This window comes from Streptomyces sp. NPDC056061, assembly GCF_042266885.1.
GTDB lineage: Bacteria > Actinomycetota > Actinomycetes > Streptomycetales > Streptomycetaceae > Streptomyces.
This window is the reverse complement of sequence record NZ_JBHJWQ010000015.1, coordinates 79051-101375: the sequence shown is the minus strand read 5'-3', so window position 1 is coordinate 101375 and position 22325 is coordinate 79051. Positions and strand designations below refer to the sequence as shown.

Sequence of the window (22325 nt, the reverse complement as noted above, 5' to 3'; positions counted from 1 at the left end):
CGCGGGCGGCCGTCCTGTCGTGCGGTTCACCACCGGCGTCTCCCCGACGGATCCCCGAACGGGGTCAGCCGAGTCCCGAGTCCAGGGCGCCCATCAGGGTTCCCTGCGGGGTGTCGCCCGACATCTCCCAGACCATGACGCCGAGCAGGCCCTTGTCCTTCACGTACGCGGTCTTCTTTCCGATGGACCAGGTGTCGTCGAAGGACCACCACTGGTTGCCGGTGTAGCCGTACGTGGAGATCGACTGCTCGTCGTGGTGGACGGTCATGGTCGGATAGGCCCCGATGAGGTTGGCGTATCCGCGCGTCCCGGCCTCCTCCGCGAACTGCCCGGGGGCGGCCCCTCCCGCCTGCTGCCATTCGCCCGCGGCTCCGCCGTCGGTGACGTTCTGCCAGCCGCGGCCGTAGAACGGGATACCGAGGGTCAGTTTGCGGGGTTCGACGCCCGCTTCGGTGTACGCCTCGATGGCCGCGTCGGCACTGAAGTGGAAGTCGTACGGGTCCTGTTCGTCGGTGTAGAGGTTGGCCTGGTGGCCGGTGCGGTCGGGCTCCCAGGAGTTGTCGCTGCCGGAGCCGTGGAAGTCGTATCCCTGGACGTTGGCGACGTCGAGCGAGTCGAAGACCTTGTCCAGCTCCCAGCCCTCGCCGACCTTCTGCGGGTCGGCGGGGGTGAAGGCGGTGAGGAGCCGGTGGCCGCCGCCGAGCGCGTCCATCTGCTTGCGGAACTCGGCGAGCAGCAGGGTCAGGTTGGCCTTGTCGTCGGGCGAGTAGTGGTTGCCGGGATGTCCGGTGCCGGTGCCCGGCCATTCCCAGTCGACGTCGAAGCCGTCGAAGATTCCGGCCGCCGTGCCGGGGCCGCCCGCTCCGTTGTACTCGGGCAGGTTGCCCTTGAGGTACATGTCGACGCAGGAGGAGACGAACTTCTTGCGGGAGGCGTCGGTGGCCGCCACGTCGGAGAAGTACTTGGAGTACGTCCAGCCGCCGAGCGAGACGACGATCTTCAGGTTCGGGTGGAGTTGCTTGAGCTTCTTCAACTGGTTGAAGTTGCCCCGGAGTTTGGCCCATCCGTCGTCCGCGACCCCGTCGACGGACTGGGCGGCGCCGAAGGGGCGGCCGTAGTCGGCGTCGGCGTCACCGGTGCCGGTGCCCTGCTCGGGGTCCTGGGGGTCGGCGGTGGTTCCCTTGGTGACGCCGTTCAGGCAGGTGAGGTTGGTGGGGTCGATGTTGGCGAAGGCGTAGTTGACGATGTCGAGCTTGCCCGCGGCGCCGGAGTCGTGGAGGTTCTTGACGAAGTACTGGCGGCCGTAGATGCCCCACTGGACGAAGTAGCCCACCTTGGCGTAGTTGCCCGCGCCGACGATGTCGTCGGTCTTCACCGTCACCGCACCGCTTGCCGGGGAGGCGTTGTCGGCCGCGTCCCGGGCCTTGACCGTGAAGGTGTACGAGGTCGAGGGCGAGAGGCCGCCGATGGTGGCGGTGGTCGTCGTGCCGGAGACGGTCGTGGCGAGTTCGCCGCCCCGGTAGACGTCGTAGGCGGCGACCCGCTGGTCGTCGGTGGAGGCGGTCCAGGCGAGCGTGACGGACGAGGCGTCGGCCGCGGTGGAGTGCAGCGAGCCCGGCGCGGTCGGCGGGGAGGTGTCGGTGGCCGGGTCGACGGTGGTGACGGTCAGCGGGGCGCTCTCGGCGGAGGTGTTGCCGCGGGTGTCCCGGGCCCGGACGGTGAGGTCGTAGGCGGTGGCCGGGGTCAGCCCGGTGACCGTGGTGCCGGTCGTCGCGGTGGCGGTGCCGAGCACCTTGCCGCCCGCCAGGATGTCGTACGACGCGACGGGGAAGTCTCCCGCCGTGGCCGCCGTCCAGGACAGCGACGCGGTGCGGGCGGTGACGTCGGTCTGCTTCAGCCCGCCGGGTGCGCCCGGAGGCATGTCCGGGGAACCGTCGCACTTGTCGCCGTTGATCCGGCAGCCGGCCGGTTCGGCGACCGGCCCGTTGGCCACGAACCAGAAGCTGTACGGCTCGGAGGTGCTGTGGGCACCGATCGTGCCGTTGAAGTGGGCGTTGGCCGCGGTGACGTGGCTGCCCTGCGTGGTGATGGTGCCGTTGTACGAGGTGTCGATCGTGACCCCGGCCGGGAGGTCGAATTCGAGGCTCCAGCCGGTGACGGCGGTGTCGGTGTCGTTGTGCAGGACGTAGGTCCCCTTCCACCACGACCCGTTGTCGGCGGAGGTGAAGGCGGCCGTCAGCTTGCCCGCCGCGTGTGCGGGAGCGGCCTGCAACGACAGCAGTGCGAGGAGGAGACCGAGGACGGCGACGAGAGCGGTCGCCGTTCTCCGTCTGGAGGTCGGGTGCTCGGACATGGTGGTTCTCCCTTGAGGCAGGGACCCGTGAGGCGGTCCTGAAGGGGAGCGGAGGCGTGCTCGGTGCCATGGAGCACACGGGAACATAAAAGGTCTGGACCAACTCGTCAATAGGTACAGACCATTGGGCTTCCCTTGAGGGTTGCTCCCGTCAACTCCCCTTCCCTGGCGCCTAGTTGCCGGACACCGCATACCGCCCCCGTCGCCCCCCATGACTCCCGGCTCCACGCCTCCCCTTCGCCACCGGACCGCACGGCCGGGGCGCACGTGAGCGCGGTCCTCGGCGAGCCCGGCGTGCGCAACCGCGTGGCGGCGGCACTCGCGGCCCGGCGGGCGGGCGCGGTCGGCCACGACCGCCGAGAGGCGCCGCGGCCGCGCCGACCGGGCCCGCCGATCCCGCCGCGGCCAAGTCCAGGACTGATGTGCGAATTCGGCTCGCCCGTGGATATGATCCGGCATGGCAAGGCTGTAGCGCAGAGGTCGTCGCGCCCACGCATCAAGCTGGAGGACGTCGGTTCGAATCCGACCGGTCTTGCCACCTTGATTTCGTGGCGGAGAGTCGATGGCGTCGGTTCGTCCCGAGCGGGCGGAGAACGCGGTCGTCCGCTCCGGGCCGGGTGCCGTCGGGGGACCTGGGGAGTAGTGATGTCGCAACCGATGCCCGTGCGCTGTCCCGCGATCGAGCACCCGGACATTCCGCTCGCCGACGCGGCCCTGCTGGACCCGTTGCTGGAACGCCTGGCCTCGGCGCGTCCCGTCGAGGCCGACGAGGCCTTCGCGCTCGGCGCGCTCCGGGCGGACGGGCGGGTCGACCTGTGCAAGCAGGGGCTCGGTGCGGCGGGGGCGGTCCGGGTGATGCCCGCCGTCGCTCGCTCCCCGCACGCCACGCACGTCCTGCTCGGCACCAACTCGCTGGGCGACGAGGGCGCGCACGCCGTCGCCGACGCCCTCGCCCCCGGCGGCCACGGCCTGCGCACGGTCTACCTCGGCTGCAACCGCATCGGGGCCGACGGGGCCGCGGCACTCGCCGGGGCGCTCGCCGACGACGACACCGTCCGGGGGCTGTGGCTGAAACGCAACCCCGTGACCGACGCCGGGGTCCGGGCCCTCGTCCCGATGCTGCGCCACAACACCGTGCTGCGCACCCTCGACCTCGTGAACACCGGACTCACCACCGACGGGCTCGGCGCGCTGCTCGCCGTGCTCACCGAACGGTCCACACCGGTCGAGCGGTTGTTCCTCGGCGGCAACGGGCTCGGTGCCGCAGCCGCGCCGCTGCTCGCCGCGCTGATCCGGGACGCGGGCGTGCGGGAGCTGTACCTGCCGTCCAACCACCTCGGTGACGCGGGAGCCGCCGTGCTCGCGGCAGCGGCCGACCCCGCCCGCCCGATCCGGCTCGGCCTCGGTGGCAACGGGATCGGACCCGAGGGGGCGTACGCCCTTGCCGACGCGCTCGGCGGGATCGAGGCGCTCGGCCTGGGCCGCCCGCCGTCGGAGCGCAGCCTGGGAGCCCGTTCCAACACCATCGGCGACGCCGGGGCCGGCGCGCTGGCCGGGGCGTTGCACGGCAGTCCGCTGCGGCGGCTGGAGCTGCGCCACACGGGGCTCACCGGGCGTGGCGCGAAGGCCCTGCTCTCCGCCGTGGGCGCCGAATCCTGCCTGGAGTACGTGGGGTTGGGGCCGGGCCTGCCCCGCCGGGTGAAGCGGTCCTTCGCGGCACGGCTGCGCCCGGACGGCGGCGCCCACGCGGACCTGCGCGCGGTCAGGAGCGTCTACCGGTGAGCCCGGACGCGGTGGCGGAGTTCCTCGACCCGGAGGAACTGGCGAGCCTGCGGCAGGTGCGGCGGTACGCGGTGCCCCGGTGGATGATCGAGACATCCGCCGAGCGGCGCGCGGCCGGTGACTGGCGGGGTGCCTGCGCGGCTGCCGGGTTCGACGTGGCGTTCGATCCGGAGGCGGTCGCCGCACGCTACGGCCCGGACGTGGCCGAGGCGTTGCACTCCGATCTGCTGCACCTGGTGCCGGACCTGCTGCGCTGGCACCTGCCGCGCGTGCTGGGCGGGCGTTCGACGCTCGCCACCGATCTGACCGTGGTCCTGGCGAGGTACGGCACCTCGGCGGACGTGCCGGGGGCGCAGCCGTACCTCTGCCTGCGCACTCCGCCGATGATCGACGGACCACAGCGGATCTCGCTCCGGTTCGGGGGGCTGCGGAGCGGTTCGACGGGCGGTACGTTCCGCCCGGGTGTCATGGACTGGCGGACCGGCCGGCACCTGTGGGACGCGCGTCGCACCGGCGAGCTGCGCACCCGCGTCGGCGGCCTGGACCGGCTGCCGTTCCTGCGTGCCGACGGCACACCGCTCGGCGCGGACGAACTGCCCGACACGGATCCCGGCTCCGGCGACCCGGTGGCCCGTGCCGAGTGGGTGACCCTGATGTACCGGCGCAAGCGAGTGGCCGACGCCCTGACGGCGGTCGGCATCGACCTGGATCCGACGCCGCTGTCGCGGTACCGGGCGGAGCCGGAATCCATTCTGGCGCAGCACGTGTTCGATGTCCCCCGGCTGGAGGCGGAGGCCCGTCGGCTGGCGGACCTGCACGGGACGTCGTGCGTCCAGATCGCCGGGGGCTGGCGGGCCGGTGCCCTGATGGAGTTGTCCGGCGACGGCGACCCGGACGGGGTCGGCGCGGGGGCGCCGCGGATCAGGCTGGTCGAACGGAATGCGGCCCTGGGCCATCCCTTCCTGCCTCCGACGCTCCGGGAGCGGCTGCCCGACCTGGACCTGCTGCGCGTGGGTGCCCTCACTCCGGAGCGGCTGCATCCGCTGGTGGCCTCCTCCCTCTTCCCCGCCCGGGAGCCCGCGTCGGGCCCGCCGGGACCGACACCTCCCGCGCCGGTCCGGGTGCGGTGCCGCGGCGCGTGGCACGACGTGGTCTTCCGCGACGGGAAGCTCGACTCCCCGCACAGCGCGCAGGAACAGCAGCGCGAGAGGGCGTTGCGGGCCTTCGGCGGCGCGGTCACCGGCTGTTTCGCCGTGGAGCAGTCCTGCACCACCGGCATCGGCAGGCTGCCCAGGGGGCTGCGGGCGCAGCGCCGGGAACTCTTCCTGCGCGTGCAGCACGGTGACACCCCCGGGGTGCTTCAACTGCTGGACGCGGGCGTGGATCCGCGGGTGCGGGACGGCGGGCGGCGCGGCCTGCTCCACGTGCTGCACCTGCTCGACCACGAGCGGCTGCTGCCGCGGCTGCTGGCCGCCGGTCTCGATCTGGAGGCCACGGAGCACCGGCACCGCACCCCGCTGTGCGTGGCGGTCGCCGACGGCGGTTCGGCGGAACTGGTGCGGGCGCTGGTCGAGGCGGGTGCCCGGATCGACGTCACCGACCACATGGAGCTCTCGCTGCACCAGTTGATCCGCAAGTACCGCCGAACGGACCTGCGGTTCCTCGGGGAACGGGTGGAGAAGGAGTACCCGGACATCGGGGCCGACTGGTGGGAGGAGTGGGAGGACGAGCGGGAGAGCGACTTCGAGGAGGAGGGCGAGGAAGGGTGAACGCGATCGCCCACGACGCACCGGGCCGGACGGACGGGGATCCGTCGCCGGGGTCCCCCTCTCCGTCCCGCGCCGCCGCACGGGGTCCGCTGGACGCCGCCGACGCGCTCAACCGCAGGCTGCGTGCGTCGCGCACCGAGGCCGCCGCCAATCCCCAGCTGGAGGCCCTGGCCCTGGCCGTGACGGCCAATCAGCCGGTGCTGCTGTGGGGCGAGCCGGGGATCGGCAAGTCGGCAGGCATGCAGCAGCTCGCCGCCGGGCTCGGCCTCGGGCTGGAGACGGTCATCGCCAGCGTCCACGAACCCTCCGACTTCGCCGGGCTGCCGGTCGTCGGTGACGACCCGGCCGTGACCGGGGTGCCGATGGCGCCACCGGACTGGGCGGTCCGTCTCGCCCGGGCCGGCCGGGGGCTGCTGTTCTTCGACGAGTTGTCGTCCGCTCCCCCGGCGGTGCAGGCGGCGCTGCTGCGCGTGGTGCTCGAACGCCGGGTGGGCAGCCTGACGTTGCCGGAGTCGGTGCGCATCGTGGCCGCGGCGAACCCGCCGTCGAGTGCGGCGGACGGTTGGCACCTCAGCCCGCCGCTCGCCAACCGGTTCGTGCACCTCCAGTGGACCCACGACCCGCGCACCGTCGCACGCGGCATGGCCGGTACGTGGCCCGAGACCGCGATCCCGGTCGTCGACCCCGCCAAGGTCCCGGGGGCGGCGGCGCGGGCCCGCGGCGCGGTTTCCGGCTTCCTCACCGCCCGCCCCGGCCTCGTCCACCACATCCCGGCCGACGCGGAGAACCGGGGACGGGCCTGGCCGTCGCCGCGGACCTGGGACATGGCGCTGCGGCTGCTCGCCACCGGGTACGCGACGGACACCGGGCGCGAGGCGCTCGCCGCCTCGCTGGCCGGGGCCGTGGGCGACGGTGCGGGCATCGAGCTGCTGTCGTACCTGGAGAACCTCGATCTGCCCGACCCCGACCGGGTGCTGGCGAACCCGGACGCGTTCGCCCTGCCCGAGCGCGGCGACCGGCAGCTGGCCTTCCTCATCGCGATCGTCGCGGCGGTGCAGGGCGACCTGACCCGGCAGCGCTGGGAGGCGGGCTGGACGGTGCTGGCGAAGGCCGTGGACGCGGGTGTGCCCGACGTGGCGGCGCGGGCGGCGGTCGACCTGGCGTCGATGCGGGACACCGACTGGCCGGTGCCCGAGGGCATCGACGCGTTCGTGGAACTGCTCCAGCTGTCCGGCGCGCTGCCGGGGAACGGCTGAGGCGGGGACGGCCGTGCGGGACGCGGGGACCGACCCGGGGCGGGGCCGGCTGGACATGACCAAGCTGCTCGCCGCCCGCTACCGGGCGGCGGCCGATCGTCCCTATCTGGCGTCGGCGCTCTACGCGCTGTCGGTGGTGCCGAGCACCGAGGTGCCGACGATGGGGGTCGACCGGCACTGGCGCTGCTACGTGTCGCCCGCCTTCGTCGAGTCGACGCCCGTGGCGCAGCTCGCGGCGGTGTGGATGCACGAGGTGGCACACCTGCTGCGCGATCACCACGGGAGGGCCGGGCGGCTGTCCGCCGCCGACCGGCGCGACCACCACCGGCTCAACGTGGCGCAGGACTGCGAGATCAACGACGACCTGATCGCCGACGGGCAGCCGCTGCCGGACGGCCGGATGGAACCGCGGCTGTTCGGCCTGCCGGCCGGGCAGCTCTTCGAGACGTACCTCTCCTCGGTGCCGCCCACCCCGCACGCACCCGACTGCGGTTCGGGCGCGCACGGGCGGCCGATGCCCTGGGAACTGCCCGGGGACCGGGGGCCGTCGAGCCTCGGCCCGGTGGAGGCGGAGGCGTTGCGGCGGCTCACCGCCGAGACGATGCGCGCCCACCGGCGCACCCGGGGCACGCTCCCGGCGGGCTGGGAGCGCTGGGCGGACGAGATCCTGGAACCGACCGTCGACTGGCGGCAGGCGCTCGCCGGCGCCGTCCGCGAGGCGGCGGCGTGGGCGGCCGGGGCGATGGACTACACCTATCGGCGCCCGTCCCGCCGCAGTGGTGCGCTGCGCGGCGTGGTCCTGCCCAGTCTGCGCCGCCCCCTCCCCCGGGTCGCCATCGTGATCGACACCTCCGGTTCCATGGGGGACGACGAACTCGGCGCGGCGCTGGGGGAGGTCACCGGTGTGCTGCGGGAGGTGGGGGTCCGGGGCAACCGGGTCGCCGTGCTCGCCTGCGACGCCGATGTGCGGAGCGTGGCGCGGGTGACATCGACCGAGCAGGTCGCGCTGGCCGGGGGCGGCGGCACCGACATGCGGGTGGGCATCGCCGCCGCGCTGGCGGAGCGGGACCGGCCGAACATCGTCGTGGTCCTCACCGACGGCTTCACCCCCTGGCCGGACGAGGCCCCCTCGTGCAGGCTGATCGCGGCGCTGATCGGCGACGGCGCCCCGCAGCCCCCGCAGTGGGTGGAGACCGTGCGCGTCACCGGCTGAGCCGTGGCCGGTGGCCGGACCGGTCGTTCATTCGCCGAGCACGACCGTGCGCTGGGCGGAGAAGTCCCCCCACTTCCCGTCCGGCAGCTTCGCCCGGATCTTGAGCGAGTAGCGGGTGCCGCGCGGGTCGGTGACGGTGAGCCGGTAGTTCGCCCGGCCCTTGGGCGGGGTGGAGCCCCAGACGATCGTGGTGGTCAGCCGGCCGTCCATGTAGAGCTGGTAGGCGGGGATCTCGCCGCCCGTCTCCGGCTGCTCCCAGTCCAGGTCGATGGCGTATTCCTTGCCCTGCGCCCGGTTGGTGACCCGAAGGTCGGTGGGGGCGGTGGAGGCGGGGGCGCCGGGAAAGGACGCCGTCGTGAGGTCGATGGCGTTGCTGTCCGGCGAGGAGTTGTCGGCGGCGTCGCGGGCCCGGACGGTGAAGGTGTAGACGGTGCCGGGCCGCAGTCCGGTCACGTGCGCCGTGGTCTCGGTGCCCGGCACGCTGTGGATCCGGGAGTCCTCCTGGTAGACGTCGTACGCGGTGACGCCGATGTCGTCCGTCGAGCCGCCCCAGGAGAGGTTCACCGCCCGGCTGCCGTCCGTCGCGCCGCGCAGCTTCACCGGGCGGGTCGGCGCTGCGCGGTCGGCGGGCGTCGCGGCGGGGGTGGTGACGGTCGCGGCGGTGCTCGGAGCGGAGAGGTTCCCGGCGGCGTCGCGGGCCCGGACGGTGAAGGTGTATGAGGTCGAGGCGGTCAGACCGTCGACGTCGGTCATCACCTTGGTCGCGGGGAGGGACTTCACCTTCTTCCCCTTGCGGTAGACCTCGTAGCCGGTGACCGCCCTGTTGTCGGTGGCCCGCTCCCACATGACGTGCACGGAGGTGGCGCTGCTCGCCTGGGCCGTCACGTGCTGCGGCACCGCGGGCGCGGTGGTGTCCGCCTCGGGTGCGGAGCCGCAGCCGGTGAGCGCGGCCAGGAGCAGGGCGGCGGAGCAGGCCAACGCGGCGGTGGTGTGGGGGCGTTGCACGGTCGTGCCTTCCATCCGACGGCAATGGTCCAGACCTGTATCGCATGGGGTGGGGCCTGCCGACAAGGGGCTGGAGCCGAACGTTCCGCAATGTGCCGGTGTGTACGGGCGAACAGGCCGGTGATCGTGCGGTGCACGACACGCGATGACGTAGGGTCGCCTGATGCTGTGCATGCGTGGGGTTGTACTGCCGGAACGCGAGGAGCGGGTGTTCCGTATCGACGGCGAGGTGCTCCGCGCGGGCGGCCCGCCGGGCGGACTCGCGGGCCACGACGTGGAGATGGTCGTCGACGGCGGCTGGCTGCTGCCCGGACTCGTCGACGTGCACACGCATCCGGGGGCGCTGTCGACCGACGAACCCTTCGACGAGGAGCTGCTGCGCGAGCAGTTGGCCGAGCACCGGGACGCCGGGGTGCTGGCGGTGCGCACCCCCGGCACCGCGGCGCGGATGCCCGCCTGGGTGGAGCAGGACCCCGAGCTGCCCCGGGTGACGTCGGCAGGGCGGTGGCTGGCCACGCCCGGCCGCTTCTTCCCCGGCTTCGGACGCGATGTGACCGAGGCCGAACTGGTGCGGGCCGCCGTGGAGGAGGCGACCGCCTCGTCCGGGTGGTGCAAGGTGATCGGCGACTGGGCCCAGGACCAACCCGCCGTGCCGCTGCCGCTGCTGACGTCCGTGGTGGAGGCGGTGCACGCGATCGGCGGCAGGGTGGCCGTGCACTGCCAGACCCCGGACGGCTCCCGCAACGCGGTCCTGGCCGGGGCGGACAGCCTGGAGCACGGCATGCACCTCGACCCGGCGCTGCTGGACCGGATGGCCGCGCAGGGCACGGCGTTCGTCCCGACGCTCGGCGCCTTCGGCGCGGGGGTGGACGCGATGCGGGCCCGGGAGCCGAGTGTGCGCCGTGACCTGTGGCTGGCGGGCTGGGACAGCATGCTCGGCACTGTGCGCGCGGCCCATGAGGCCGGCGTGACGGTGCTGGCGGGGACGGACTCCTTCCCGTGCGGAACGGTCGCGGGCGAGATGTCCTGGCTGGTACGGGCCGGCCTGCCGGCCTCGGCGGCGCTGGGCGCGGCATCCTGGACGGCCCGGTCCTGGCTGGGGCTGCCGGGCCTCGTGGACGGCGCGCCCGCCGATGTCGTCGCGTACGCCTCCGACCCGACCGCGGACCCGGCCGTCCTGGACCACCCGATCCGGATCGTGCTGCGCGGACGCGTCGTGCGATGAGCGCGGTTCTCCGGACCCGGGAGCCCTTCGCGCTGTATGCATGGACGCATGGAGACCACACCCACGAGTGAGCTGGAATCGGCGGCCCGGCGGATCGTCGGCCTGCTCGACGGCGTCGACGAGCAAGAACTCGGCAGCCCCACCCCCTGCCCCGATTTCACGGTGCGCGACCTGCTCGCCCATGTCACCGTGCTGAGCCGGGGATTCCGCGACGCGGCACGCAAGGACTCCGGGCCGACGACCGGCGTCGCCCCGGGCGACGCGCTCCCGGTGCTCGACGACGACTGGCGCACCCTGCTGCCATCGCTGCTGGACGAACTGGTGGCGGCCTGGCGTGCCCCCGCCGCGCGGCAGGGGACCACTCGCGTGGGCGGTGTGGGGCTGCCCGCCGAGGAGGCCCTCGTGGTCGCGCTGGAGGAACTGCTGGTACACGGCTGGGACCTCGCCCGGTCCACCGGGCAGGAGTACGCGCCGGACGAGGCGGGGCTGCGCATCGTGCTGGACTGGCTGACTCCCGGTGACGCGCCCCGGCCCGAGGAAATCTTCGCCCGGCCGGTGCCGGTCCCCGAGGACGCGCCGCTGCTCGACCGGACCGTGGCCATGAGCGGCCGCCGCCCCGACTGGCGACCGGGAGACTGAGCGGACGCGCCCGCGCCCGTCCGGCCCCGGGAACGTCGGGGCCGTCCCGGGGCCACGGGTCCGCGGACCCCCGGGATCGCGTGGCCACCGGGCAGTCCCCGGCCCCGGAGCCGGTGTCGGGAACGGCACCGGCTCCTCGGCCGGGTCGTCGGGGCCCGATCAGTCACCCGGCAGGCGCGCCGCCTCCCGCGCCCGCTCGCGCACCCGCTCGTCGTTCGTCCCGATGCCGGGGCCCGAGGTCATCACCCCGAGGTCCCGCTCCACCAGGTGTGCGAGACGTCGGCGAGCTCGGCGGCGATCACCGTGAGTAGCGGGCCGGCGTCCCCGGAGCGCGCGCACGGGCTTCGCCGCGGCGATCCGGCCGTCCTTCGGGCCGGAACGGGCAGCGGCGGAGAGGAGTTCCGCCGTCGCCTCGCGGCGTTCCGGCGGGCAGACGACGGCAAGGGACCGCGGCACGGCCCGGGGGTGTTCCGGCAGCGCGGCACGGAGTTCGGGCAGTGCTGCGGCAGCCCGGCTCCCCCAGCACACCAGCACACCAGCACACCAGCAGCGAGGTGAGCAGGAAGGGCTCGTTGTTGTCGAGGTCCCACGCACCCAATCGGACGCGGATCGCCTCCAGCAGCGCGGCGTCGTACCGTGCGCCGGGGGTGTCGGGACGATCGCGCGTTCCCACGGCCGCGCGGCCGGCAGTCGCGCCGTGCCGCAGCCGTCAAACCCGGGCTCGACGGGCGCGAGAAGCATCCGCCCCGTCGGCCGCGCACGCCGGTGCGTATGCCCTATGACCTGCGCTTTCGTTCCCGCCGGAAGACGGTCTCGCAACCGTGACCCGGCTGTCGCCGCCTCCGTTGACGCCGGTGGACGGCTCGCGCCGACGCGGGCCGGAGAACGGAGGATCATTCACATGATGAAGAAGATGACGCCGGCCGCAGCGGTCCTGGCTGCCGGACTGGGGCTGGCCTTCGGGCCCGCCGCCCAGGCCGTGCAGACCCCCGCCGCCGCGCGGGCCGTGCAGGCTCCGGCCGCTGTCTGCACCGTCAACGACAACAGGGTGAACTTCCGTGGCGGACCGGGCGAGAACTACCCGGTCCTGGGCCAGGTGAACAAGGGTCAGAACCTCGACAAGCGCGGCACGCAGGGCAACTGGGTCATGGGCAACCTGTGGGGCGGCCCCACCGGCGTCTGGATCCACGTGGCGTACCTGAACTGCTGACGCCGATAGATCCGATCGCCGGAGCGCCTGGACACCGAAGGCCCCGCACCGCGTCTGCCGCGTGGTGCGGGGCCTTCGGCCTGCCGGTGCGAGCGGCACCGGGACGGGGCGCCCCCGATTCCTCGTGCGGCAGGGGTGTACGACACTCAACCACTCTGATAGGAAAGCTTCCTAACAGACCGACAGAACGATGAACCCCCTCTTGGAGGACTGGTGCACGCTCCCCACAGGCGCACCGCACGACGCAGCCCCCGCTCCGTGCGCATCGCGGTCATCGCGGTCGGGGTCGCCCTCGCGGCGGTCCCGGTCGCGGCCCACGCCGGAGCCCCCACGCACTCGGCGACGGCCCAGCAGCGAACGGCGGCGAACGCCGAGCGGGCTGCCGCCGCGACCGGGCTCGACGACCCGGCGAAGAAGGAGATCGCCATGAAGCTGGTGTCCAGCGCGGAGAACTCCTCGCTGGACTGGAAGTCCCAGTACAGGTACATCGAGGACATCGACGACGGCCGCGGCTACACCGCGGGCATCATCGGCTTCTGCTCCGGCACCGGCGACATGCTGGATCTCGTCGAGCTGTACACCGCGCGCAAGCCGGACAACGTCCTCGCGAAGTACCTCCCCGCGCTGCGCAAGGTCAACGGCTCCGACTCGCACGAGGGTCTCGACCCGAACTTCACCAAGGACTGGGCGAAGGCGGCGTCCGACTCCGCGTTCAAGCAGGCGCAGAACGACGAGCGCGACCGGGTGTACTTCAACCCTGCCGTCAAGCAGGGCAAGGCCGACGGCATCGGCACGCTCGGCCAGTTCGCGTACTACGACGCCATCGTCATGCACGGCGACGGCGACGACAGCACCGGCTTCGGCGCCATCCGCAAGCGTGCCCTCGCGAAGGCGAAGCCGCCGGCCCAGGGCGGCGACGAGGTCGCGTACCTCAACGCCTTCCTGGACGCCCGGGTGTGGGCGATGAAGCAGGAGGAGGCCCACTCGGACACCAGCCGGGTGGACACCGCCCAGCGGGTGTTCCTCAAGAAGGGCAATCTGAATCTGAATCCGCCGCTCGACTGGAAGGTGTACGGCGACAGCTACCACATCGGCTGACCGGGCCGGTGCACGGGCGCGGCGCGTACGGCGGTCCCGAAGCGGGCCGTGGTACGCGCCGCGCCGACGTCCCGAGGGCGTGTGACCGCCGGTGGCTGCGGTCAGCGCTCCGCGGCCGGGGCGGCGGCCTGCGGGCTCTGCTCCGGCGGCTTCGTCCCGTCCCCGTCCCCGTCCCCGTCCCCGTCCCCGTCCCCGTCCCCGTCCCCGTCCCCGTCCGGCAGATCCTGCTCCGGCTTCCGGCCGAGGTGGTTGAAGGCCAGGTTCAGCAGGATCGCCACGACGCACCCGGTGGAGATGCCGGAGTCGAGCACGACGAGCAGGTCCTCGGGGAGGGCGTGGTAGAAGTCCGGCGCGGCGATCGGGATCAGGCCGATGCCGAGGGCCGCGGCCACGATCAGCGCGTTCTCGCCCTTCTCCATCGCGGCGTTCGCCAGCGTCTGGATGCCGCTCGCGGCGACCGACCCGAAGAGCACGATGCCGGCGCCGCCGAGGACGGGCAGCGGGACGAGCGCGATGACGGACGCGGCGACGGGCATCAATCCGAGCAGGATCAGGATGCCGCCGCCGGAGGCCACCACGAAGCGGCTGCGGACCCCGGTCATCGCGACGAGTCCGATGTTCTGGGCGAAGGCACTGCACATGAAGCCGTTGAAGAGCGGGCTGATCGCGCTGCCCAGGGTGTCGGCGCGCAGTCCTCGCCCGATGGTCCGCTCGTCGGCCGGGCGGTCGACGATCCTGCCGAGGGCCAGCATGTCCGCGGTGGACTCGGTCATGCAGACCAGCATCACGATGCACATGGAGACGATCGCGGCGATCTCGAACCGCGGCGCCCCGAAGTGGAACGGTGTCGGGAAGCCGAACAGGCCGGCGTCCCCGATCGCCCCGAAGTCGGTGATCCCGACCGGGATCGCGATCAGGGTGCCGGCGACCAGGCCGAGCAGGATGGCGATCTGCTGGAGGAAGCCGCGCAGGAGTTTGCGCAGGGCGAGCACGATCACCATGGTGACGGCGGCCATGGTGATGTGGGTCGTCGAGCCGTAGTCGGGGGCCTCGGCGTCACCGCCCTGCGACCAGGTGAAGGCGACCGGCAGCAGCGAGACGCCGATCAGGGTGATCACGGTGCCGGTGACGACGGGTGGGAAGAGGCTGACGAGTTTGCAGAAGTAGGGGGCGAGCAGGAAGCCGAGCAGACCGGCGACGACGATCGCGCCGAAGATGACGGCGATGCCGTCGTGTCCGCGGTCCTTGCCGATCGCCACCATGGGTGTCACACCGGCGAAGGAGACACCGTTGACGAACGGCAGTCGGGCACCGATGCGCCAGATGCCGAGGGTCTGGAGCAGGGTGGCGAGTCCCGCGGTGAAGAGGCTCGCCCCCATCAGGAAGGCGGTCTCCCGGGCGGTGAGGCCCACGGCGGGTCCCACGATCATCGGTGGGGCCACCACGCCCGCGTACATGGCGGCCACGTGCTGGAGGCCGCTGGTGAACAGCTTCAGCGGGGGGAGCATCTCGTCGACCGGATGTTTCCGTTCGGCCGGTTCCGCGGCCGGTTCCGAGGCGGGCGTGGGGGCGGGGGCGGGGGCGGGCGTGGGGGCGGGGGCGGGGGCTGCGACTGCGTCGTTGCGATGCCTGGGCTTGGCTGCCACGGCGGTTCCTCCGGTCGGTGACACGTCTGCGGTGACGTGGGTGTCAGGGAGGTGGTGCGAGTGGTGCATCGGTGCAGGTGGGAGGGTGGGTGAGGCAGGTCGTGCGGCAACTGGTGCGGGCAGCTCTCCTCGCCGGTGCGGGGCGCACAACGGGTGTGCGCCCCGCACCGGTTGACCGCGGACCCCCGCTCGGATCCGCGGCGGCCGGCCATGGGCCGTCCCCCTCGGCCGGCCGGTCCCGGGGCGTCCGGGGTCAGGCCCCGGCGGCGATTCGCGCGAGGCGGCGGGCCTCCTCGCGGGTGGCGCGGGCGATGGCGTCCTCGTCCGCGCCGGTCAGATGTCCCTCCTCGACGACCGGCCTGCCGTCGACGAGGGAGAGAGTGACCGGGGCCGGGGCACCGAGGACGAGCGCGGTGACCGGGTCGGCGATGGACGCGTGGGCGAGGGTGTCCAGCTTCCAGAGCACCAGGTCGGCGAGCTTGCCGGGCTCCAGGGAGCCGATCCGGTCGGCCCGGCCGAGTAGCCGGGCCCCGCCGTGGGTCCCCAGGCGCAGGGCCTGGCGGGCGGTCAGCGCCTTTTCGCGGTGGGCGCCGAGGCGGTTGACGAGGAGGGCGTTGCGCAGTTCGGTGTGGAGTTCGCCGGACTCGTTGGAGGCGGTGCCGTCGACGCCGAGACCGACCGGGACACCGGCCGCGAGCATGTCCGGCACCCGGGCGATGCCCGCGGCGAGCCGGGCGTTGGACGAGGGGCAGTGCGCGACGCCCGTTCCGGTGCGGGCGAAGGCGGCGACGTCGGAGTCGTTCATGTGGACGCAGTGCGCCATCCACACGTCGTCGCCGAGCCATCCGGTCGAGGCGAAGTAGTCGGTGGGCCCCATGCCGAAGAGTTCGTGGCAGAACTTCTCCTCCTCGACGGTCTCCGAGCCGTGGGTGTGCATGCGCACGCCCTTGCGGCGAGCCAGTTCGGCGCCCTCGCACAGGAGTTCGGTGGAGATGGAGAACGGGGAGCACGGTGCGACGGCGATCTGGATCATCGCGTCCGGCGAGGCGTCGTGGTGGGCATCGACGGTGGCCTCGGTCGCGGCGAGCGCGCCGTCCAGGGTCTCCACGGCGAAGTCCGGCGGCAGTCCGCCGTCCTTCTCGCTGCGGTCCATGGAGCCCCGGGCGAGGGTGAACCGCACGCCCATGTCGCGGGCGGCCCCGATGATGACGCCGGACAGGTCGCCCGAGCCCCGCGGGTACACGTAGTGGTGATCCATGGCGGTGGTGACGCCGCCGCGCGCCATCATGGCGAGCGAACCCTGCGCGGCGGCGCGGACCATCGGCTCGTCGATCCGCGCCCACGTCGGGTACAGCGCGACCAGCCAGTCGAACAGGTTGTGGTCGGTGGCGAGGCCGCGGGTGATCCACTGGTAGAAGTGGTGGTGGGTGTTGACCAGGCCGGGGGTGGCCAGGTGCCCGGTGCCGTCGATGCGGCGCACGACGTTCTCCAGACCCGCGGGGGCCCGGCCCGCGCCGACCGACTCGATGCGGTTGCCCGCGACGACGAGGTGCCCCGAGGCGTACTCGGTGTCGTCGGCGTCGACGGTCGCGATCGCGCAGTTCTCGATGACGATGCGTTCCACGTGCTCGGGCGCTGCCTTTGCTGCCATGGCGCTTCCTTCTCTCTCCGGCGGTACGGGCACGGGGGCGAGCCGTGCGGGGCGGAGCTTCTCGTCCACCGGGCGGACCGCGGTCCGGAGCGGGGTGGGACGAGGGCCTTCCGCTTGCGCGGGCCCGGGTGCCGACGGTGCCACGGGGCTCCCTCCGGTCCGGCCGGCCGCGCCCGGGGCGGTGCGGGCGCGGCCTGCGCGGCGCCGCGTCAGAGGTTGGTCATGTCGACCGGAATCTGCGGCTCGGTGCCGTCCCGCAGCACGGTGGCCTCGATCAGACCGTACGGGCGGTCCGCCGCGAAGTAGACCTCGTTGTCGTTCTTGAGACCGAACGGCTCCAGGTCCACGAGGAAGTGATGCTTGTTCGGCAGCGAGAAACGGATCTCGTCGATCTCGCTGCGGCTGTTGATGACGCGCGAGCCCATTTGGTACAGGGTCTGCTGGAGGGAGAGGGAGTACGTCTCGGCGAATGCCTGGAGCATGTGCTTGCGGGTCTGCTCGTAGGACTTCTCCCAGTTCGGCATTCGCTCCTCGTCACCGGTCCAGTTGAACCGCCACCTGGCGGACACCTCGGTCGCGAGGATGCGGTCGTGCGCCTCCTTGAGCGTCGTGTACTCGTCCTTGACGTAGCCCCAGAACTCGGAGTGGGTGGAGTTCATCACCACGAGGTCCTTGAGCCCCGAGACGACCTGCCACGTCTCGCCGTCGAAGGTGATCTGGGTGGTGCGCGTCTCCTGGCCCCGGCGCACGAAGGAGTGCTTGACCTCGTCGGCGCCGATGAACCGCGAGTTGGCATCGGAGGTGGCGATGCGCTCCCAGGCGTACTCCTCGATCCGGATGCGCGCCATCTCGATCGGCTCCTGCGACGTCACGAAGTGCCGGGCGAGGTGGATGCCGAACTGCTCGGCCGATTCGATGCCGTGTTCCTTGGCGAACGCGTACACCGTGTTCTTGGTGGTGTCGGTCGGCAGGACGTGGGCGTTGGAACCGGAGTAGTGGACGTCCTCCATGTCGCCGGAGAGGGCGACGGAGACGTTGAGGTCCTTGATGTGGTGGGTGTCGCCGTCCCGGGTGATCCTGACGACGCGGTTCTCCGCCTTGCCGTACTGGTTCTGGCCGAGAACGACAGGGCGGGGGCGGGCGGAATCGGCGGTCATGTCGGTGCTAGCTCCCTCGGTAAACGGAGTAGCCGAACGGGTTGAGCAGCAGCGGTACGTGGTAGTGCTCGCCCGCGGCGACGGCAAAGGTGATCGCCACCTCGGGAAAGAACGCGCCGCGGTCCCTTTCGCTGGGGGCGTCCTGCTGCACCTCGGCTTGCCTCTTGCTGGCGAAGTACGTCTCGGTGTCGAAGTCGAGCCGTACGTGGGTGGTGCCCTCCGGTGGTGCCGGCAGGTCCTTGCAGCGTCCGTCCGCGTCGGTGGTGGAGCCGCCGAGCGCGGTCCACGGGGCGTCCGCACCGCCTCGGGCGGCGATCCGGACGGCGACGGCCGCGGCGGGACGGCCGGTGCTGGTGTCCAGGATGTGGGTGGACACCGATGCGGTGGCGGAGGTGCTCAAGACCTTCACTCTCTTTCCGTTGCGATCCGGTGCGCGTCGTCCGTCAGGAGACGGGTGAGCCGGATGCGGTTGATCTTGCCGAGTTCGGTGCGTACGTGCTCGCGCTCCCGCTCCGGCGAGTTCCCGATCCGGGACCTCACCGCGTCACGCATCCGCTCACCGGTGGCTCCGGTGGCGCAGATCAGGAAGACGTGTCCGAACCGTTCCTGGTAGGCCAGGTTCAGTTCGAGCATCTCGGCCCTGAGTTCCTCGGAGGCGTCGGCCATCCCCCGCTGTTCGCGGGAGGACGTCGGGTCGCCGGGCTTCGGGCGGCCGATCGGCGGATGTCCTGCCATCGCCTCGGCGAGGTCCGGAGCGGCCAGTGCGGCCGTTGCCGTGTCGCTCGCGGAGAAGAGGTCCTCCGCGGTGGTGTACGGGCGCCGGGAGAGGACCGCTCTCCCCCACGCGGTGCTCGCGCACACCTCGTGCAGCACGGCCGCGACCTCGTCGTCCGCCAGGGTGTTGAACCGGGCGAGGCCCGGTGTGGAGCTCGAAGTCACGGGAGCCTCCGTGGCTGTTCTCGCGGTGCGGTACGGCGCTCCGCGTCGGTCGGGCTGCGCATAGCTAACGCCCTCCACAACATCACGTCAACACTTTGTTGAAATCCCGCGAACGCGAAGGGCCGCCGCCCGGCATTCCGGACGACGGCCCTTCGCGGCCTCGACGGCACTCGCGCACCGGTGACCCCAACTACCGTTCCCTGGAGGCGTTTTCCCTGTTGAGGTAGTTGTAGACGGTGAAGCGGCTGACACCCAGCGCGCCCGCGACGGTCTCCACGCCGTGCCGTACCGAGAACGCGCCGCGCGCCTCCAGGCTCCGCACCACCGACTGCTTGGTCCTGCGATCGAGCTCGGCGAGCGGCATGCCGTGCCGCCGCTCCATGGCGGCCAGGATGTGGTCGAGCGACTCCGAGAGCTGGGGCAGCCGGACGGCGACGACCTCCTCGCCCTCCCAGGTCAGCACCACGTCGTCGCCGCACGCCTGCTCGGGCCCGAGCAGTTCGGCGCCCATGGCGTCGACGAGCGGCTTGACCGCCGCGACGAGGGGGTGGTCGGCCGGCTCGGTCACTTCGCGTCCTCCCCGATCACGTTGACCTGGAGCGACACCCGGGTGGCGCCCGACGCGAGGGCGCTGCGCAGCAGGCTGTCCACCGCGGCGAGCACCCGGTCCGCGCCGCCCTCCGCCGTGTTGCCGAAGGGGCCGACATCCACGGCGTCGAGTTCGGCCGACTGGATGACCTCGCGGGCCACGACCGCGTGGGCGGGCGCCTCGTCGAGATCGAAGGGCTCGGTGGTGAATTCCACTCTCAATCGCACTGTGCCTCCCACTTGCGTTCGCCGCGTCCGAGTGGCCCGCAGCTCGGGGCCCGACCCTAATGGACGAATCCCGGACCGCTTCCGTGCCGATGGGGCGGCCCCGCCCGGTGGCGGCGTGCGCTCAGTGGCGCGTCGGCACCGGTGCCCGGTACGGCAGGACGCAGACGGCGACCGGGAACGGGAAGGCGTCACCGGCGCGGGTCAGACCGCCGTCCGCGGCGCCGACCCGGAAGACCGTCACGGTGCTCGACCGCTGGTTCGCCGCGAAGAGCAGCCGCCCGTCCGGCGAGAGGGCGATCTGCCGGGGAAAGTCGCCGCCGACCGGCACGGTGTCGAGCAGCCGCAGTGCGGCCCCGTCGTCCTCGATGGCGTAGCACGTCAGGCTGTTGTGCCCCCGGTTGGCGAGGTAGGCGAACCGGCCGTCGCCGGTGACCGCGAACTGGGCGGGGTAGTTGGTGCCGCCGCCGGTCCCGGTGGACAGCGGGGTGCCGGGCGTGAGGGCGCGGCGCGGGGGCTGCGGGGCGGGGCGGGGTGGGGTGGAGGTTGCGGACAGGGCGGCACCGGCGAGAAGGGCGCCGAGGACGGTGCGCCGACTGATGGCGGAATTCATGCGAAGCACCTTGTACGGGGGGCGAGAGCGGGGGTCGCGAGCGGGGGACGGTGCGCACGAGCGGGCCGCGCGGCGAGTGGCGGGCGCTCGGACGCGTTCAGCCGACGCCTTCTCGCTTGAGGATTTCGACTGCCGCTCGGGCAGCGGTCATTCGGGGCATGGAGTGCTCCTGCTCGGACCGGGTGGCGTCGGGCTCCGTCGCGCCGCCTGAGAGCTCCGATACCGCATGGACCACTTCCGCATTTCCGCGATGCGGAATATGAATTCTGTTATGTGGAATTGAATCTGGGGTGCGGCCGAACTGCCGTCAAGGGACGCCGGACGTGCCCGGACCGTCGGTCCGCGAAGGCACGAAGTACGCCGAATCCCCTCCGGGAACCGCGCAGTTGGTGAAGCATGGGACACCGGTGCGCAGCCGCTCGGCGCCCCGTCGGCGCCGGTGCGTCCCGGTGCGCGGCGGCAGCCGACCCGTCGCGCGTGCCGGCCCGACGGCCGGGGCGCCGGGGCGCCGGGAGGAGCATTCGGAACGAGCAGGGAGGAGGGGCAGGGTGGAACCGGTGCCGGTACGCTGCCCGGTCTGCCGGGCCGCACACACGTACAGCGCGCAGGTCTACCCGTGTCCGTGCGGTGCGCCGACCGCCCCGCCCCTCCTGCGCGGCGCCCCGGTGGCGCCGATCACCCACCGCTCCTGGAACGACGACTGGGTGGCGGTGCGCTGTGCCGCCTGCGGCCGTGTCGACCAGTGGCCGCAGCCGGAGTTGTGCTGCCCTTGCGCGGCGGTGCTGCGGATACCGGTCGCTCCGGCCCCGCCGCCCCCCGGCGATCCCGGCACCGCCGACGGTGCCCGGACCGCCCCCGGTCCACCGCCGCCCACGGCGCCGGCACCTCGGCCCGCGTTCCGCCCACGCCCCATCCGTACGGCACACGACGCCGTCGCGAACGCCGCCGGATATCTGCGCCTGCTGGGCTACCACGACACGGTCCGGCCGGACGGCCGCTCCCCCGACCGGATCGATCTGCGGGCCGGCGGTCTGATCGCCCGGGTCGACACGGTTGGTCGGCCGACGACGTCGCGCGATGTCGAATGCCTGTGGCTGAACGCCCTCTCCGCCTCCGTCGCGTGCGTGTTCTTCTCGCTCTCCGGCTATGCGCGGGACGCCGGGGAACGGGCGGACGGACTCGGCGTCCCGCTCTTCGTGATGGATGACACGGGAACGCCGCGGCCGGCCAACGGACCCGCGGACGAGCTGATCGGCAGCGGCGCCCGACGTCGTCCGGTCCCGGGGCGCCGGGCGTCCGGCCGCCCGGTCGTTCCGGGTTCCGCCCCGGGCGTCATACTGGCCCCCATGCGCATCCGTACCGCCCGCCGCCCCGATCTTCCCCTGTTGCAGGACATCGAACGGGGGGCCGGCGAAGCGTTCCGCGCGCTCGGCATGACGGCCATCGCGGACGACGACCCGCCGCCGCTCGACCTGCTGGACCGCTATCGGCTGGCGGGGCGGGCCTGGGTCGCCGCGGACCCCGACGACCGCCCGATCGGCTACCTGATCGCCGATCTCGTCGACGGCGCCGCCCACATCGAGCAGGTCTCCGTGCATCCGTCCGCCGCCCGCCGCGGTATCGGTTCCGGGCTCATCGACCACCTCGCCGGATGGGCGGAGCGTCAGGGACTGACGGCACTCACGCTGACGACATTCCGCCACGTCCCGTGGAACGCCCCGTACTACACCCGGCTCGGGTTCCGCGCGCTCGACGACGCGGAACTCACCGACGGCCTGCGGAAGATCAGGGCGGAGGAAGCGGAACACGGCCTGGACCGCTGGCCGCGGCTCTGCATGCGACGCGAACTCCCGCACCCCCGGGAGGACCGCGTCGGGGCGTGACCGACCGACAACACCGAGTGCGATCGGTCACGTTCAGGCCATGGGGGGCATATGTTCGATGCATTGTCGGTGG

At 72.7% G+C, this 22325-nt stretch carries 19 protein-coding genes and 3 pseudogenes; 11 read left to right on the top strand and 11 right to left on the bottom strand.

What is annotated here, in order from left to right; all coding sequences use genetic code 11:
• Nucleotides 1–64 precede the first annotated feature (64 nt).
• Entirely contained in the window at nt 65–2353 is a 2289-nt protein-coding gene (locus tag ACFC79_RS21555; protein ID WP_376242416.1) for a glycosyl hydrolase family 18 protein, read from the bottom strand.
• A gap of 462 nt (nt 2354–2815) precedes the next feature.
• On the opposite strand from ACFC79_RS21555, the pseudogene ACFC79_RS21550 reads away from it, so the two are divergent.
• From ACFC79_RS21550 to ACFC79_RS21530, 5 genes and pseudogenes are all read left to right on the top strand, one after another.
• Nucleotides 2816–2891: pseudogene (locus ACFC79_RS21550) on the top strand.
• A gap of 107 nt (nt 2892–2998) precedes the next feature.
• Nucleotides 2999–4135: a gala protein gene (locus tag ACFC79_RS21545; RefSeq protein ID WP_376242414.1), complete on the top strand. Its 1137-nt coding sequence runs from the start codon at nt 2999–3001 to the stop codon at nt 4133–4135.
• Complete coding sequence (locus tag ACFC79_RS21540) at nt 4132–5904, top strand: ankyrin repeat domain-containing protein (protein WP_376242412.1); 1773 nt, start codon at nt 4132–4134, stop codon at nt 5902–5904. Before ACFC79_RS21545 ends, ACFC79_RS21540 begins: the two co-directional genes overlap by 4 nt.
• An 89-nt stretch (nt 5905–5993) precedes the next feature.
• Entirely contained in the window at nt 5994–7160 is a 1167-nt protein-coding gene (locus ACFC79_RS21535) for a sigma 54-interacting transcriptional regulator (RefSeq protein WP_376242591.1), read from the top strand.
• Between the two features lie 55 nt (nt 7161–7215).
• Nucleotides 7216–8373 (top strand): VWA-like domain-containing protein, encoded by a 1158-nt coding sequence (locus ACFC79_RS21530; RefSeq protein WP_376242410.1) that lies wholly within the window; start codon nt 7216–7218, stop codon nt 8371–8373.
• A 27-nt stretch (nt 8374–8400) separates the two neighbouring features.
• Here the strand turns inward: ACFC79_RS21530 and ACFC79_RS21525 are convergent, their stop codons facing one another.
• Nucleotides 8401–9393, bottom strand: a complete 993-nt coding sequence (locus ACFC79_RS21525) for a fibronectin type III domain-containing protein (protein WP_376242408.1) — start codon at nt 9391–9393, stop codon at nt 8401–8403.
• A 157-nt stretch (nt 9394–9550) separates the two neighbouring features.
• On the opposite strand from ACFC79_RS21525, the gene ACFC79_RS21520 reads away from it, so the two are divergent.
• The gene (locus tag ACFC79_RS21520; protein ID WP_376242407.1) at nt 9551–10603 is read left to right on the top strand and encodes an amidohydrolase family protein; all 1053 of its coding nucleotides are present in this window, start codon (nt 9551–9553) and stop codon (nt 10601–10603) included.
• A 48-nt stretch (nt 10604–10651) separates the two neighbouring features.
• Nucleotides 10652–11242, top strand: coding sequence for a TIGR03086 family metal-binding protein (locus tag ACFC79_RS21515; protein ID WP_376242405.1), 591 nt, complete (start codon nt 10652–10654; stop codon nt 11240–11242).
• 159 nt (nt 11243–11401) lie between these two features.
• Here ACFC79_RS21515 and ACFC79_RS21510 read toward each other — a convergent pair whose 3' ends face one another.
• Nucleotides 11402–11776, bottom strand: a complete 375-nt coding sequence (locus tag ACFC79_RS21510) for a hypothetical protein (RefSeq protein WP_376242403.1) — start codon at nt 11774–11776, stop codon at nt 11402–11404.
• Between the two features lie 367 nt (nt 11777–12143).
• Here ACFC79_RS21510 and ACFC79_RS21505 point away from each other — a divergent pair, with 367 nt between their 5' ends.
• Together ACFC79_RS21505 and ACFC79_RS21500 are read left to right on the top strand one after the other, a co-directional pair.
• A complete protein-coding gene (locus ACFC79_RS21505; protein WP_376242401.1) occupies nt 12144–12452 on the top strand; it encodes an SH3 domain-containing protein in 309 nt (102 codons plus the stop codon).
• 213 nt (nt 12453–12665) lie between these two features.
• Entirely contained in the window at nt 12666–13550 is an 885-nt protein-coding gene (locus ACFC79_RS21500) for a chitosanase (RefSeq protein WP_376242399.1), read from the top strand.
• 101 nt (nt 13551–13651) lie between these two features.
• Here the strand turns inward: ACFC79_RS21500 and ACFC79_RS21495 are convergent, their stop codons facing one another.
• The 8 genes and pseudogenes from ACFC79_RS21495 to ACFC79_RS21460 form a co-directional block, all read right to left on the bottom strand.
• A complete protein-coding gene (locus tag ACFC79_RS21495; protein ID WP_376242397.1) occupies nt 13652–15196 on the bottom strand; it encodes a nucleobase:cation symporter-2 family protein in 1545 nt (514 codons plus the stop codon).
• 253 nt (nt 15197–15449) lie between these two features.
• Entirely contained in the window at nt 15450–16847 is a 1398-nt protein-coding gene (locus tag ACFC79_RS21490) for an 8-oxoguanine deaminase (RefSeq protein WP_376242395.1), read from the bottom strand.
• 209 nt (nt 16848–17056) lie between these two features.
• The gene (pucL, locus tag ACFC79_RS21485; protein WP_376242393.1) at nt 17057–18004 is read right to left on the bottom strand and encodes a factor-independent urate hydroxylase; all 948 of its coding nucleotides are present in this window, start codon (nt 18002–18004) and stop codon (nt 17057–17059) included.
• Between the two features lie 7 nt (nt 18005–18011).
• Entirely contained in the window at nt 18012–18404 is a 393-nt protein-coding gene (uraH, locus tag ACFC79_RS21480) for a hydroxyisourate hydrolase (protein WP_376242391.1), read from the bottom strand.
• Between the two features lie 5 nt (nt 18405–18409).
• The gene (uraD, locus tag ACFC79_RS21475; RefSeq protein WP_376242389.1) at nt 18410–18943 is read right to left on the bottom strand and encodes a 2-oxo-4-hydroxy-4-carboxy-5-ureidoimidazoline decarboxylase; all 534 of its coding nucleotides are present in this window, start codon (nt 18941–18943) and stop codon (nt 18410–18412) included.
• A 190-nt stretch (nt 18944–19133) separates the two neighbouring features.
• Nucleotides 19134–19511, bottom strand: a complete 378-nt coding sequence (locus ACFC79_RS21470) for a helix-turn-helix domain-containing protein (RefSeq protein ID WP_376242387.1) — start codon at nt 19509–19511, stop codon at nt 19134–19136.
• On the bottom strand, nt 19508–19747 hold the full coding sequence (locus ACFC79_RS21465; protein WP_376242385.1) for a hypothetical protein: 240 nt from the start codon (nt 19745–19747) through the stop codon (nt 19508–19510). The genes ACFC79_RS21470 and ACFC79_RS21465 overlap by 4 nt, the downstream gene beginning before the upstream one ends.
• 133 nt (nt 19748–19880) lie before the next feature.
• Nucleotides 19881–20273: pseudogene (locus ACFC79_RS21460) on the bottom strand (lactonase family protein); the annotation flags it as partial.
• A gap of 644 nt (nt 20274–20917) precedes the next feature.
• Here ACFC79_RS21460 and ACFC79_RS21455 point away from each other — a divergent pair.
• Together ACFC79_RS21455 and ACFC79_RS21450 are read left to right on the top strand one after the other, a co-directional pair.
• A pseudogene (locus tag ACFC79_RS21455) lies at nt 20918–21634 on the top strand (hypothetical protein); the annotation flags it as partial.
• Nucleotides 21635–21715: 81 nt separating this feature from the next.
• Nucleotides 21716–22252 carry a GNAT family N-acetyltransferase gene (locus ACFC79_RS21450; RefSeq protein WP_376242589.1) on the top strand — a complete coding sequence of 179 codons (537 nt, stop codon included), beginning with the start codon at nt 21716–21718 and terminating at the stop codon, nt 22250–22252.
• The last annotated feature ends 73 nt before the right edge of the window (nt 22253–22325 follow it).

Excerpts from the sequence above, each read along its gene's own strand:
- ACFC79_RS21555 (WP_376242416.1), bottom strand. The coding sequence starts at position 2,353 with ATGTCCGAGCACCCGACCTCCAGACGGAGAACGGCGACCGCTCTCGTC.
- ACFC79_RS21545 (WP_376242414.1), top strand. The coding sequence starts at position 2,999 with ATGTCGCAACCGATGCCCGTGCGCTGTCCCGCGATCGAGCACCCGGAC.
- ACFC79_RS21530 (WP_376242410.1), top strand. The coding sequence starts at position 7,216 with ATGACCAAGCTGCTCGCCGCCCGCTACCGGGCGGCGGCCGATCGTCCC.
- ACFC79_RS21525 (WP_376242408.1), bottom strand. The coding sequence starts at position 9,393 with ATGGAAGGCACGACCGTGCAACGCCCCCACACCACCGCCGCGTTGGCC.
- ACFC79_RS21520 (WP_376242407.1), top strand. The coding sequence starts at position 9,551 with ATGCGTGGGGTTGTACTGCCGGAACGCGAGGAGCGGGTGTTCCGTATC.
- ACFC79_RS21515 (WP_376242405.1), top strand. The coding sequence starts at position 10,652 with ATGGAGACCACACCCACGAGTGAGCTGGAATCGGCGGCCCGGCGGATC.
- ACFC79_RS21505 (WP_376242401.1), top strand. The coding sequence starts at position 12,144 with ATGATGAAGAAGATGACGCCGGCCGCAGCGGTCCTGGCTGCCGGACTG.
- ACFC79_RS21490 (WP_376242395.1), bottom strand. The coding sequence starts at position 16,847 with ATGGCAGCAAAGGCAGCGCCCGAGCACGTGGAACGCATCGTCATCGAG.
- pucL (WP_376242393.1), bottom strand. The coding sequence starts at position 18,004 with ATGACCGCCGATTCCGCCCGCCCCCGCCCTGTCGTTCTCGGCCAGAAC.
- ACFC79_RS21450 (WP_376242589.1), top strand. The coding sequence starts at position 21,716 with ATGCGCATCCGTACCGCCCGCCGCCCCGATCTTCCCCTGTTGCAGGAC.